This is a genomic window from Serratia sp. UGAL515B_01 (genome assembly GCF_033095805.1).
In the GTDB taxonomy this organism is placed as follows: Bacteria; Pseudomonadota; Gammaproteobacteria; order Enterobacterales; family Enterobacteriaceae; genus Chania.
Window position 1 is genome coordinate 1971522 of sequence record NZ_CP109901.1, and the last position, 14325, is coordinate 1985846.

A 14325-nucleotide genomic window follows, 5' to 3' on the forward strand; every position below is an offset into this window, starting at 1 on the left:
TCTTGCTGCGCTTGCTTTGATAGCAACAGCCTTCCTCAGTAAATAATGATAAAAAGGTGTAATACGTGCAGAAGTACTTCATTGAGGCGCGTAGTTTATTGGCCCTCGCGATCCCAGTGATCATCGCGCAAATATCTCAAACCGCAATGGGTGTGGTCGATACCATTATGGCGGGAGCATATAGCGCTACAGATATGGCAGCGGTTGCTGTAGGAACATCAATCTGGCTGCCTGCTATTTTGTTTGGCCATGGTTTGTTGCTGGCCCTAACACCGGTAATTGCACAACTTAACGGAGCTGGACGCCGTGACCGTATTGCTCACCAAGTGCGTCAGGGTTTCTGGTTAGCATCTGGCGTTTCGGTATTAATTCTTGTGGTGATCTATAACAGCAAGTTTGTCATCGATATGATGCATAACATCGACCCAGCGTTGGCTGATAAAGCCGTGGGCTATCTACGTGCCATTATGTGGGGGGCACCAGGGTACCTATTCTTTCAGGTGGTACGTAACCAGTGTGAGGGTTTATCAAAAACCAAGCCAGGTATGGTAATTGGTTTTATTGGCCTGCTCGTCAATATTCCGATCAACTACATTTTCATCTACGGCAAACTAGGTATGCCGGAGCTTGGCGGGATCGGATGTGGCGTTGCCACCGGTAGCGTTTATTGGATTATGTTCCTGATGATGCGTTGGTACGCGAAACATGCACCAGGACAGCGTGATATCAAATTGGCAGCAGGTGCGCGCCGTAGCCCAGATTGGCAAGTCTTAAAACGTTTGATCGGGATTGGCATGCCGGTAGCGCTGGCATTGTTCTTTGAAGTCACCCTATTTGCCGTTGTTGCGTTACTGGTTTCACCACTTGGAATTGTATCAGTAGCAGGGCACCAGATTGCGCTGAATTTCAGTTCATTAATGTTCGTTTTGCCCCTGTCATTGGGTGTTGGAGCAACCATTCGGGTTGGGCACCGTCTCGGAGAACGTTCAGTCGAAGGCGCACGTGTCGCTGCCTATTCCGCAATTGCTGTAGGTATTGCTATGGCCAGTTGTTCCGCATTGTTTACTGCGGCATTCCGCCACCCAATAGCACTGCTTTACAACGACAGCCCTGAGGTGGTTGCTATGGCCTCACATCTAATGCTACTGGCCGCTATTTACCAAATTTCTGACTCTGTGCAAGTGATTGGTAGCGGTATCCTGAGAGGTTATAAGGACACTCGAGCGATCTTCTACATCACGTTCATCGCCTATTGGATACTTGGATTGCCAAGCGGCTATATGTTGGCATTGACGGACTATATTGTACCGGCTATGGGGCCAAGCGGCTTCTGGATTGGCTTTATTATCGGCCTAACCTTCGCAGCCCTTATGATGGCATTGCGCATGCGCTGGCTACAACGGCAACCCGCCGATATTATCTTGCGGCGCTCCACCCGCTAAACCTGCTCGCTGGTTTGGTTACTGCAAATCGGCGAGTTGGTCATCAAACTTTGCAGAAAAAACCACCTTACTGCACATAAGCTCAGCAATCACGTGAAATACCAAATAAAATTGTGTTTTTTCCCTTGCCAGCGAGCAGGTAGCTCGCTAATATTCGTCACCGCTGTCAGCCATGACAGGCAGGATATAGATGCGTCCGTAGCTCAGTTGGTTAGAGCACCACCTTGACATGGTGGGGGTCGATGGTTCGAGTCCATTCGGACGCACCAATTTCCTGAAGCAACTCAGTGCGTCCGTAGCTCAGTTGGTTAGAGCACCACCTTGACATGGTGGGGGTCGATGGTTCGAGTCCATTCGGACGCACCAATTCTCAGTTTTCAATCCCCTCCATACTTCAGACTCTTCTTTTTAGGTTCATATCAGATGGTATAAAAAACACGTATTTTATCAATACTATAAGTCCTCCGAGGTAACCTTAATGTTGGTATTTAAAGCAGAAAGCTTATTTGAAGATCTCGGCAACGGCACTGCCAGTCGCCAAGTGCGTGTAGATGATAATACTTGTGCCCGCGAGTTAACGTTCATGGCAGGGGCATTCGGTCAATTACGCAAGTTGCACCGTCCGCAGCAAGTATGTGTCATTTCTGGCGAGTTTGAATTTACTATTGGCAATGACATACATATTCTTGTCGCTGGGGAAAATAGGAATATTCCCGCAGCCACCCTATTTGGCTGTTTCTGTCTTGTTGAAGGTAGTCTGCTAGAAATCCCGCAAAATGCGTGACTCCCCGTTTTGGTGTTATAGTCGCCAGGCTGTTGCGACAATCGCTTACAGACGTTCCAATTGCGCAACAATGCCATACTAACGATTTCCATTTATGCCATATTTAACCTTGTCAAAATTAAACCTAATCATTACATAGCGGTTTTTTATTTTGTTTCCCGCTTTAGAGCCTTTATAATGCGCAACGTCTTTAAGTTGAATGGTTTCAGCCCTTGATCTGCGAAAACGCAACAACAAATTCTCATATATTCTTTGCACGCAGCACACCCACTTTAGGGCGCAGGCCGAATTTTTCAACACCATTTAGACCATGGTCGCCTATCCTTAACTATATTTTGCATTACCAGGCGCAGTTCAAATTCCTTACCGATGCTAAGACCTTCGGTACCGTTCTTTTCATTTTCCATTACAACTTGCAGAAAAAATCGTCATGAAAAAGACAAAAATTGTTTGTACCATCGGCCCTAAAACCGAGTCAGAAGAAATGCTGACCAACCTGCTTAACGCTGGCATGAACGTGATGCGCCTCAACTTCTCACATGGCGATTACGAAGAACACGGTAACCGCATCAAGAATATTCGCACCGTGATGACAAAAACTGGCAAAACTGCAGGTATCCTGCTGGATACCAAGGGTCCAGAAATTCGAACCATGAAATTGGAAGGTTCTGTAGATGCATCATTGGTCGCGGGCCAGACATTCACCTTCACGACCGATCAAAGCGTCATTGGCAACAAAGATCGTGTTGCAGTGACCTATTCTGGCTTTGCCTCTGACCTTAAAGTTGGCAATACGGTGCTGGTCGATGATGGCCTGATCGGCATGGAAGTCACCTCTATAACGGAAAACGAGGTGGTTTGTAAAGTATTGAACAACGGTGATTTGGGTGAGAACAAGGGTGTTAATCTGCCTGGTGTTTCCATCCAATTGCCAGCGCTGGCAGAGAAAGACAAACTTGACCTGATTTTCGGTTGCGAGCAGGGCGTGGACTTCATTGCTGCCTCTTTCATCCGTAAGCGTTCAGATGTGTTGGAAATTCGCGAGCATCTGAAGGCACACGGTGGTGAAAGCATCCAGATCATTTCTAAAATTGAAAACCAGGAAGGTCTGAATAATTTCGACGAAATCCTCGAGGCTTCCGATGGAATCATGGTCGCTCGTGGCGATCTGGGTGTGGAAATTCCAGTTGAAGAAGTGATCTTTGCACAGAAAATGATGATCGAGAAATGTAACCGCGCACGTAAAGTGGTTATCACCGCCACTCAAATGCTGGACTCGATGATCAAAAACCCTCGCCCTACCCGTGCGGAAGCTGGGGACGTAGCGAATGCCATTCTTGATGGCACAGACGCGGTTATGTTGTCTGGGGAAAGCGCCAAAGGTAAATACCCACTGGAGGCCGTGACCATTATGGCAACCATCTGTGAACGTACCGATCGCGTAATGCCTAGCCGCATTGATACACTAAACGATAGCCGCAAGCTGCGCATAACCGAAGCCGTCTGCCGTGGCGCGGTTGAAACAGCAGAAAAGCTGGATGCTCCGTTGATCGTTGTGGCCACCAGCGGTGGTAAATCAGCCAAATCCGTGCGTAAATACTTCCCTAACGCAATTATTTTGGCGCTGACCACCAACGAAGTCACCGCTCGTCAGTTGGTCCTGAGCAAAGGAGTCGTTACCAAAATAGTCAAAGAGATCGCTTCTACAGACGATTTCTACCGCATTGGCAAAGAAGCCGCATTGGCCAGTGGCCTTGCACAGAAAGGCGATGTCGTCGTGATGGTTTCTGGTGCACTGGTTCCGAGCGGTACGACCAATACAGCATCGGTTCATGTACTGTAATAAACAAACACCATAGCTATTCACTGTTCAAAACGTCGCCCTGCGGCGTTTTTTTGTTTCTTCAACCAGTTTTCCGATACCGCAATCGTTAACTGCTCATTATTTAGCTAATTCCAATTAAGAGTAGTCTCATGAAATCAGCCTGTTTTGCTTCGTTTTTTAACTATTTTGCAAAAGAAGATGCAAGTTTGAGCGAACGATCAAAATAAAGGGCACTAATACAAAAAATTATTCTCTTTCGAAAAAAGTTTGTGTAATACTTGTAACGCTACATGGAGATTAACTCAATCTAGAGGGTGTTATAATGAATCGTACTAAACTGGTACTGGGCGCGGTAATTCTGGCTTCAACTATGCTGGCTGGTTGCTCAAGCAACGCTAAAATTGATCAACTGTCTTCTGACGTTCAGACTCTGAACGCTAAAGTTGATCAGCTGAGCAACGACGTGAACGCAATCCGTTCTGACGTTCAAGCAGCTAAAGATGACGCAGCGCGCGCTAACCAGCGTTTGGACAACCAAGCTCACGCTTACAAAAAGTAAGATAGCTTAGGTTATTGAAAACGGTGCACAAAGTGCACCGTTTTTTTTGCAAGCAGTTTATAACCATCAATAGATGTTATTCAATGCCCCGCCTCTGCTAACGTTGCAACAAAGCCAAACACGATGCTAGCCCCCTACAAGCCAGTTTGATTTACAGAGCTGATAGGTGCAGCCCCATCAATAACCCCATTACCAATATTTTGAGGCGTTGAGTAAGGTACTGCATCCTCAACCGATGGCTCACCTACGCTAACAAGTACAGGCATGCCTGAACGCCTTACCATAGCGTTGTCGAACATGACTTTATCGGTTTCTATATCAGTCTCAAAAGCTTTTTGTGCTTTAGAAAGAGAAATGGGCATAGTCTGTGGGTCATCACTGGCAAGTCTCGATAATGGCTGGTGCACTTCTACATAGCGTTTACCGTCCGGCTCAACTGATACTTTCAGCGGCTGATTGATAATCTGTACCCTAGTTCCCTGTGGAACCTTATTGAACAGTGCTTCGATATCGTCAGGACGTAAACGGATACAACCAGAACTCACTCGCATCCCAATACCAAAATTTGCATTGGTCCCGTGGATCAGATATTCCCCCCGTCCCATAGCAAGACGCATAGCATATAACCCCATCGGATTGTCTGGGCCTGCGGGTACTACCGCAGGTAGTGTGACCCCTTGCGATTGGTAGCGCTTACGAATATTAGCAGTGGGTGTCCAGGTGGGATTGGCGACCTTCTGGCTAACTGAGGTTACCTTAAGTGGCGTATTCATGCCGGTCTGACCAATACCAATCGGGTAGACAACCACTTTATCTTCATCTTTTGGATAGTAGTACAAGCGCAGTTCAGCCAGATTGATGACTATGCCTTCACGCGGCGTATCTGGTAATAGCATCTGCGATGGGATCGTCAGTGCAGAACCGGGGGTAGGCAGATAAGGGTCAGTACCTGGGTTGGCTTCCAGCATCCCTAACAACCCAATTTTATGATCGGCAGCTATGGCTTCCAGCGAACGGCCATCATTCGGCACCTCATAGATTATATTCTCACCTATCAGGCTGCTGCCTGGCGGAGGCAAAGGGTATTCCGTCGCACTGACAGTTTGTGTCCCTATCAGTACAGCCGCGAATAACATCCCCACTAAAGTCAACGCATGTTTCATTGTTATCCCTATTCATATTTCAGTTTATTGCACGACCATCGGCACTTACGGTCAGGTAGATCCTGACATTTTCTCAACAATAGTAACAAGAACCAGGTCAAAGGCAATAAGTTGTCTAAAAATCAATATGTTATAACGCAATCAGCACGCATCACTGTCAATGACTAACTCGCTGAAATGCCAATAATTTGGTTTGAAAAACGGAAAATTTCAGTTCATTTGTAAAGGTTCACTGACAAATTTTTACCTGGCCATAGGCCGAGCGAACACAACATAAAGCGTACGTCGGCATTGATCATTACTTTATTTAAAATTATGATAATGATTATTATTATCATTAAATGGGTGTAGCTAAATGAATATTTCTATAAAAGCGTGGTTGCTGAGCAAAATTGATGAATACAAGTTTAGCCTACGTGATACCACAGTAGATTTTTATATGGCTGAAACCGCGTTAAGAAGACCTGAGTGTAACGTCAACCATCTAAGACATTACAACAACGTGAGCCTCACCCTAGCCAATTTGTGTCTGGAAAATGGCGATGACGAAAGTTACCTGCTCACACTTGGCAAACTGCATAACAGACTGATTCTCGAGATTAACAATTCTCAACGCTGCCAGCTATTCCGGATTCAAAGCTACCATTTTTCGCGTTACTCGTTGACACTGATTTGTCAGAAATATTCGATGGAAGGCGTGTGGGAAAAAGCGAATGCTCTACAACAAGATTTTGCAAAGCGAGTTCCCTTTCAACTATGAAAATCCCCACAGGTTAAGGGCTGCGGGGAAGTTCTATCATTCCAGCACAGCGGTAGTCAGCCGTGAAGTACAACAAAGACGATCTCGTTCGTCGAAAATCTCTATCTGCCAGACCTGATTGCGCCTGCCAATATGCAAGGCACGGCAAACACCGCGCACCTGCCCTTTGAATACTGCCCGAATATGATTAGCATTAATTTCTAATCCAACGATCTTTTGTTCCCCTTCGGTACACAGATAACCCGCCATTGAGCCCATCGACTCAGCCAATACGACAGAGGCACCGCCATGTAACAAACCAAAAGGTTGTGTAGTACGCTGATCAACGGGCATAACCGCTTCCAGATAGTCATCCGCCATGCAGGTGAATTGAATACCAACATGCCCAACCATACACCCTTCACCCGTTTGGTTAAGTTGCTCCAGCGTTGTTTCTCGTTTCCAAAGTTTCACACAATGATCTCCAGAAGAGCCTGCAGCGGATGCCGCACACCATTGCCTTCAACACGTTTCACCTGGCTACGGCAAGAATAACCGGTCGCCAGACAGCGTTGCCGAGGCAAGCGTTGCAGCGCCTGGTGCCAAGACAATTCATAAATACCCAGCGAATTTTGCTGGTTCTTGGCTTCATGACCGTAAGTTCCAGCCATGCCACAACAACCCACGCTAACATTTTCCATTTTTGCCCCAAAACGGGCAAAAATGGCGGCCCATTGCTGAGCACTAGTGGGTAGTGCAGTTGTTTCTGTGCAATGACCAAACAGATACCAAGTATCCCCTAAGGTAGGTTGTACCGCCCGTTTTTCCAGCAACGGTTGCAACCATTCGTGCACCAAATAGACCTGGAAATTACCACGTGAATCGCCAAGAATTTCCTGATACTCATCGCGGTAACACAGTACCAGCGCAGGATCTACTCCGACCATAGGCAGACCAAGCTTGGCCACTCGATTAAGGAAATCGGCTGTTTTCCGTGCCGTTTTGGCAAAACGTGTCAGGAATCCTTTAATGTGCTGTGCTTTCCCGTTTGGTGAGAATGGCAACACGACAGGCTTATAGCCTAACTTCTCCACCAACCGGACAAAGTCTGCTACCACTTGCGCGTCGTAATAGCTGGTAAACGGGTCTTGCACCACCAACACATACTGTGCGCGCTGCGCCTGACTGAGTGTTTCAAGCTGTTCAAGTGTCATATTAAAAGCACTATGCCCGGCCAATGTTTGACGTAGCGTCGGGCTAGAGAGCTGCGGTAAATCCACCATACCTATGCTGGCACGGCTCAATTCACGTACCCATGACTGCTTAAAGAAGAAATTGAATACTTTCGGCGCTTTCGCCATTAGCGGAGTGTAACTTTCCACGCCGGCAACCATATAGTCACGGACCGGGCGTAAATAACGAGTGTGATAGAGTTGCAGGAAGCGCGAACGGAACCCTGGTACATCGATCTTAATCGGACACTGGGTTGAACAAGCTTTGCAGGCAAGACAGCCCGACATCGCTTCTTTCACTTCATGTGAGAAGTCGTACTCCCCCTTGTTGGCACGCCAACTGTTTCGTGTTTTGGCGATCACCGTGCGGAAACTAAGGCGCTGCTGTGGCAGCTGCTTTTCCAGCTCGATAGGATCGACGCCTTGCTCTGCCAGCAATCGAAGCCACTCGCGTACCAGCGCCGCACGGCCTTTGGGCGAATGGATGCGATTTCCAGTAATTTTCATCGATGGGCACATTGGGCTACGGACATCGAAGTTAAAGCACAAGCCGTTGCCGTTACACTCCAACGCCCCACGGAAAGAGGTACGGGTGCCGAGAGGGATCCTGCGATCGAAGGTGCCTCGTTTCACCGCATCTACTTTCATCATTGGCGCATCAAGTCCCAATGGCGGGCAAATTTTACCTGGATTGAGACGATTGTGCGGATCAAACACCGCCTTTATTCGCCGCAGTTCCTCATACAGGGTTTCGCCAAAGAATGCCGGGCTGTATTCAGCACGAAAACCTTTACCGTGTTCCCCCCATAGCAAACCGCCGTATTTGGCCGTCAGAGCAACCACCTGATCGGAAAGTTGCTTCATCAGCACTTCCTGCTGCGGATCGCACATATCCAGCGCAGGGCGTACATGCAGCACGCCAGCATCAACGTGCCCAAACATGCCATAACTCAGGTTATGGCTATCAAGCAGTTGACGGAACTCAGTAATATAATCAGCCAAATGTTGAGGAGGCACACAGGTATCTTCAGCAAACGGGATCGGTTTGGCATGCCCTTTGGCATTGCCCAACAGCCCAACCGCTTTTTTACGCATTCCATAGATACGTTCAATAGCCCCAAGTTCACTACAAACCTGATAGCCAATCACCCCTGATTGTTGTGTGGCAATCAACTCATCCAGGCGTTCACAAAGGGAAGTCATTTGTGAGTCGATCAATGCTTCATCATCACCGGCAAATTCAACAATGTTCAGCCCGAGCATCTCTTTATTCGGCACATTGCTTAGTAATTCACTCACTGAATGCCAAACAATATCCTCACGCGCCAGATTGAGTACTTTTGAATCGATGGTTTCAACCGACAGTGCCTTGGCTTCTACCATGAATGGCGCATTACGCAGTGCAGAGTCGAAAGAGTCATATTTTACGTTAACCAGACGGCGCACTTTCGGCAATGGCGTAATATTGAGCCGTGCTTCGGTAATAAATGCCAAGGTCCCCTCAGCACCGGTGAGAATACGTGTCAGATCAAAATTTTTTAGATCGTCACTCAGTACATGGCGCAAATCATAACCGGTAAGGAACCGGTTGAGCTTGGGGAACCTCTCCAGGATCAGTGCCCGCTGATCGCGACAACGGTTAAGCACAGTATCGTAGATACGACCTTCAGGCGTATTTTCCCGCGCGATCGTTTCAGCTAATAGCGTTGGCATCGCGCGGGTATCGACGATATCCCCCCCCAGCAATACTGCACGCAGCCCAATAACATGATCAGAGGTTTTGCCATAAACCAGGGAACCTTGGCCAGATGCATCGGTATTAATCATGCCGCCAAGCGTGGCGCGATTACTGGTGGAAAGCTCTGGGGAGAAGAAATAGCCGAATGGCTGTAAATATTGGTTAAGCTGGTCTTTGATCACTCCGGCTTCAACCTTCACCCAGCCCTGTTCGACATTAATTTCCAGAATGCGGTTCATATAGCGTGACATATCAACCACGATGCCGCTATTCAGTGACTGGCCATTGGTACCGGTACCACCGCCTCTCGGGCTAAAGGTCAATGCCTTGAAACGTTCTTCATCAGCCAGGCGGGCAAGTAAAGCCACGTCGCCGGTTGAGCGTGGAAACACGACGGCTTCTGGCAAGAGCTGATAAATGCTGTTGTCCGTCGCCATGGTCAGGCGATCGGCATAACTGGTGGCAGTATCACCGCTGAATCCATTTTTTTTTAATGCTTCCAAAAAATCCAGCACCCGTTGAACAAGTCCAGGCGCCTGAGAAATCTGTGGGATCATTCGCTTTTTGACCCTGTCTGTCTCGCCTATTTACATAGGCGCTAAGTTTTTAATTGCTGCATCAGGCCCAAATTCAGACCCACCCGAGATAAACGTTGTTAAGTCAACACATTCACATTATCACAAAGTCGTGGTAACAGAACTGCCCTACAGTAAAACCTGCGTTCAACTGTGAAAATTGCTAAAAATCCTTCATGATGCCAACCTACAAAGAACTTAATTTTAATAGGATGAAAACATATCCATGATACAACCGGATCGCCGATACGATTTGCCCACAATTCTTTTTGGCGTGCTATTTATTGCCATCATGACCGTTGCCAGTTTTTGGGTTGTTCAACCCTTTATTCTTGGCTTTGCTTGGGCGGGCATGGTGGTAATTGCGACCTGGCCACTACTGATTAAGGTACAGCGTTTGCTTTGGGGGCGTCGCTCACTGGCCGTTCTGGCTATGACGCTTTTGCTGCTCCTGCTTTTTGTTCTGCCTATTGCGCTACTGATCAGTAGCGTCGTCGACAACAGTGCTCCCATTGTGACCTGGGTAAACGCGCCAGGGAAGATCCACATCCCTAACCTAGAATGGTTGCGGTCTATCCCGCTGATCGGAGACAGAGTTTTTAACAGCTATCATCTGTTAGTCAATACAGGTGGAGCTGCCTTGATCGCCAAAGTACAACCCTATTTCGGCCAGACAGCGACCTGGTTCGTCACCCAAGCAGCGCACATTGGCCGCTTCCTGATGCACTGTACGCTGATGTTGTTGTTCAGTGCTTTGCTGTATGCCCGTGGCGAACAGGTTGCTATGGCAATACGACATTTTGCGGTGCGTCTTGGCGCAGAGCGTGGTGATGCAGCTGTGGTACTTGGCGGGCAAGCGATTCGGGCAGTTGCTCTGGGAGTAGTAGTAACAGCATTAGTGCAATCCGTACTCGGGGGGATTGGCCTGGCTGTTTCCGGTATTCCTGCCGCTACCTTGCTAACCGTGCTGATGTTCGTTTTCTGCGTTGCACAATTAGGGCCGTTGCTGGTACTCATCCCGGCGATTATCTGGCTTTACTGGAGCGGTGACACTACCTGGGGCACTGTATTGTTAGTATGGAGCTGCGTAGTAGGCACACTGGACAACGTCCTGCGGCCTGCGCTGATCCGTATGGGTGCCGACTTGCCCTTGATTCTGATCTTGTCAGGCGTTATCGGAGGGTTGCTGGCATTTGGTATGATTGGTCTGTTTATCGGCCCGGTCGTGCTCGCTGTTTCCTACCGTTTGCTCAGCGCTTGGGTCAATGAAGCGCCTGTGCCAGATATCGATACAGAAGAAATAGCAAAAAATTCAGAACAAAATTAATCGAGCCCACAAGAGGGAGGGGTACGTTGGGGCCTCCAGGGAGGCCATCAGTCGTTTGCAGACGGCCTCTGCAAGTAGCGAGGCGTGCAACTCCCTCAATATATAGAAGAGCATCAGATGAGAACCGCTGGTTATTCTCTTCTTATGCAAAAGAATAAGTGAACTTAATACATTGGGTTTACCAAGCTCTTGGGTTCTCTCAGTTGCCGCCTACCAGCAACTTGAATGAACTGAAGTATAGAGATTTCCACCTGATAGTGAGCTGAACATCAGGACATCCTCTTTTTTCTTAAAATGACACAACCACAATCCATGCAGAGTAAACTATTCGAGTCTACAATTTTTAAAGACCCGTTAAAATCAAATTAGCTTGATGTATCTCTTTTCAGCAATTTTAATCTTGCGTAAGCGTTTGTTTGAAAGTCTAGGCTGTGTCCCTCAATTGCACGCTAGCACCGCTGAAGGTCATTTGCGTGCAGAGCAAGGCGTGAACCGCGAGCTTGGGTGGGCCAAATAAGCGGCGGACAACCCAGCAATGCACGCCAATGGCTTCAACCCAAAGGAGGCATTTTCTGTGTTGTCGCGTTTGAACAGAGGGCTATCTGCCCTTCACCCTCTGCCTTGATAACGGGCTTTTGGGTCTGCGACGGCACCACAGGCAATTTAGGGACACAGCCTAGCGTGGTATTAAACGACTTTAGTTCCTATTAATAAGAATGGGACAATAAGCATGAAAAAACGTCGCTTTTCAAAATCAAAGACCACGAAAAAAAACTTCAAAAAATCAAAACTATCTCTCTCATTAAGTTGGGTCAACATTGTTGCACAGGCTTTATTCCCGTTAGGTGTCGCATTTACGCCCGCTGTAATGGCAGAAACAATGGATAGAAAGCGTACAGCCTCACGAGGAGAACAGACGACAACAACCGCCGCCTCCCGCTTGGCTAATGTGCTCACCAGTAATGATGCCACACAATCTGCTGAAGACCTCGCCCGCGGAGCTGCTGCAAGCAAGGGAAATGAGGCCGTGCAGGAATGGTTAAATCAGTTTGGCAGTGCTAGAGTCCAATTGGCTCTTGACGATGAACTGGCTCTCAATGGTAGTCAAGTGGATGCACTCTTTGCCATTGAAGATACCCCAACCGCCCTGACCTTCAGTCAGTTAGGGCTTCACAGCGATACTGATGGCGAACTCACTCTGAACCTGGGATTGGGCAAGCGTCATTTTCTTGAAAACCAGATGTTCGGCTACAACCTGTTTCTCGACCGCGATATTCAGGGGCAACATTCCCGCGGCGGATTAGGCACCGAATATATGCGCGATAACCTGCGGCTCTCAATGAATACTTATTTATCCCTAGATGGTTGGATGAATTCTAAAAAACAGACGGGATACAATGAGAAAGCCGCCAGCGGCTTCGATGTACGTGCAGAGGCCTATATCCCTACGTTGCCTCAATTAGGCGGCAAATTGGCCTACGAACAATACTTTGGTGATGACGTCGGGCTGTTCGGCAAAGACAAACTCCAGACCAACCCTCATGCGATCACCGTTGGCGTAAATTATACCCCCATCCCGTTGGTAACATTTGGCGTTGACCACAAGCAAGGAACACAAGGAATGCAGGATACCCACTTCGATATTGCATTTAATTATTCCTTCGGTACACCGCTTTTAAAACAGATACAGTCCTCGAATGTAGCCGAAAAACGCAGCCTGGCTGGCAGCCGTTATGACATGGTCGATCGTAATAACGAAATGGTCTTGCAATACCAGGAACAAAGCTCTCTCAGCGTCTCATTGCCCCCAGTGCTGCAAGGAAACTCCGGGCAGATACTCTCATTACAGGTTAAAGCCACCAGCAAAAATGGGGTGTCATACTATGAATGGGATGACAGCCTATTGACCGCCGCCAACGGCAAAATTATTGGTAATGGGGATAGCTGGCAAATCACTCTGCCTGCTTACGTACCTGGTGGCGACAACCGCTACCCACTCAGTCTGGTGGTCTACGATAAGGCCGGAAACAAATCACGGTCTGCCCAGACGCAAATTCTAGTAACAGAATATCGGGCTGATAACGTGTAGACCACCTGAGAGGCTAACAGGCTCCACTGTACATGGACCACTATCAGCTACTTGCACCTCGAACGTTACAAACCTGCCCATAGCCTTTATCTGGCATTGCAGAATACGGCAGCATCTCTATATTCTTACCAACTTAGTCATTATGACTGAATACAATAACGTTACTGTGGTTACCACCACACGAAACGCAAAGGAAAAACATTGTTCAAAATATTCAACTCAGCCTGATTCCCTTTAGAGGGATATAATATTTAGCGAAGTTATGGCATTAACTTTTGAATGCAAAGTCATTTATTTTTTGAGTTAACCAAGATAAACCGCGTGAATTTATTTGCAGTCTACACACCAAAATGTATGGAAAACAGAATCATCTTAGATCAAAAAGATACCAGCAAAGGTTATAAAGCTCTAAGCATCTCAGATAATAAAAGTAGGCACTTATTTCAATAACCCCCAAAAAATCTACACATATAAAGAATATTCTTACAACTCAAAACTAAGTCTATCCTATCTTTCAAATACACGGTTGGCTAGGTCGCCCCCCCTACTTTAATACAGCAACTCAGAGTAACGGTAACGTAGAGATATATTTATTGGCCGAGTGACCTTGAGTTTACCTTCTGAGAAACTCAAGGTTTTTATAAAAAACAGTGTGTTAATGTAAAAAAGCTCAACACACAATTTTTCCCTGACACATGCAGAGTGAGTTAATTGAGTCTATACTTTCAAGCATGCTTGAATTAATTACAATGAGTATGATTTCAGCCACTCGAATCGAGCTTCAGGCATTGTTGGGATATCTAATGTGGTATTAAATGACCCTAGTTCCTGTTAATAACAAATAGGACAATA

The 14325-nt window shown here is 47.2% G+C and carries 10 protein-coding genes and 2 tRNA genes; 9 read left to right on the forward strand and 3 right to left on the reverse strand.

What is annotated here, in order from left to right:
• Positions 1-65: 65 nt before the first annotated feature.
• From OK023_RS09070 to OK023_RS09095, 6 genes are all read left to right on the forward strand, one after another.
• A complete protein-coding gene (locus OK023_RS09070; protein WP_317697121.1) occupies positions 66-1442 on the forward strand; it encodes an MATE family efflux transporter in 1377 nt (458 codons plus the stop codon).
• A 192-nt stretch (positions 1443-1634) separates the two neighbouring features.
• A tRNA-Val gene (locus tag OK023_RS09075) sits at positions 1635-1711 on the forward strand.
• A gap of 20 nt (positions 1712-1731) precedes the next feature.
• A tRNA-Val gene (locus tag OK023_RS09080) sits at positions 1732-1808 on the forward strand.
• A gap of 112 nt (positions 1809-1920) precedes the next feature.
• The gene (locus tag OK023_RS09085; RefSeq protein ID WP_317697123.1) at positions 1921-2226 is read left to right on the forward strand and encodes a cupin; all 306 of its coding nucleotides are present in this window, start codon (positions 1921-1923) and stop codon (positions 2224-2226) included.
• A gap of 430 nt (positions 2227-2656) precedes the next feature.
• Entirely contained in the window at positions 2657-4069 is a 1413-nt protein-coding gene (gene pykF / locus OK023_RS09090; protein ID WP_317697125.1) for a pyruvate kinase PykF, read from the forward strand.
• A 304-nt stretch (positions 4070-4373) separates the two neighbouring features.
• Positions 4374-4610 carry a major outer membrane lipoprotein gene (locus tag OK023_RS09095; RefSeq protein ID WP_005165631.1) on the forward strand — a complete coding sequence of 79 codons (237 nt, stop codon included), beginning with the start codon at positions 4374-4376 and terminating at the stop codon, positions 4608-4610.
• A gap of 134 nt (positions 4611-4744) precedes the next feature.
• Here the strand turns inward: OK023_RS09095 and OK023_RS09100 are convergent, their stop codons facing one another.
• Complete coding sequence (locus OK023_RS09100) at positions 4745-5773, reverse strand: L,D-transpeptidase family protein (RefSeq protein ID WP_317697210.1); 1029 nt, start codon at positions 5771-5773, stop codon at positions 4745-4747.
• A 355-nt stretch (positions 5774-6128) separates the two neighbouring features.
• Between OK023_RS09100 and OK023_RS09105 the strand changes: the two genes are divergently transcribed.
• Positions 6129-6533, forward strand: a complete 405-nt coding sequence (locus OK023_RS09105) for a hypothetical protein (protein WP_317697212.1) — start codon at positions 6129-6131, stop codon at positions 6531-6533.
• A gap of 36 nt (positions 6534-6569) precedes the next feature.
• On the opposite strand, the gene menI is transcribed toward OK023_RS09105, so the two are convergent.
• Together menI and OK023_RS09115 are read right to left on the reverse strand one after the other, a co-directional pair.
• Positions 6570-6986 carry a 1,4-dihydroxy-2-naphthoyl-CoA hydrolase gene (menI, locus tag OK023_RS09110; RefSeq protein ID WP_317697215.1) on the reverse strand — a complete coding sequence of 139 codons (417 nt, stop codon included), beginning with the start codon at positions 6984-6986 and terminating at the stop codon, positions 6570-6572.
• Positions 6983-10039, reverse strand: a complete 3057-nt coding sequence (locus tag OK023_RS09115; RefSeq protein WP_317697217.1) for an FAD-binding and (Fe-S)-binding domain-containing protein — start codon at positions 10037-10039, stop codon at positions 6983-6985. Before OK023_RS09115 ends, menI begins: the two co-directional genes overlap by 4 nt.
• 244 nt (positions 10040-10283) lie before the next feature.
• On the opposite strand from OK023_RS09115, the gene ydiK reads away from it, so the two are divergent.
• Entirely contained in the window at positions 10284-11384 is a 1101-nt protein-coding gene (ydiK, locus tag OK023_RS09120; protein ID WP_317697220.1) for an AI-2E family transporter YdiK, read from the forward strand.
• Between the two features lie 880 nt (positions 11385-12264).
• Positions 12265-13473 carry an inverse autotransporter beta domain-containing protein gene (locus OK023_RS09125; protein ID WP_317697223.1) on the forward strand — a complete coding sequence of 403 codons (1209 nt, stop codon included), beginning with the start codon at positions 12265-12267 and terminating at the stop codon, positions 13471-13473.
• Positions 13474-14325 lie beyond the last annotated feature (852 nt).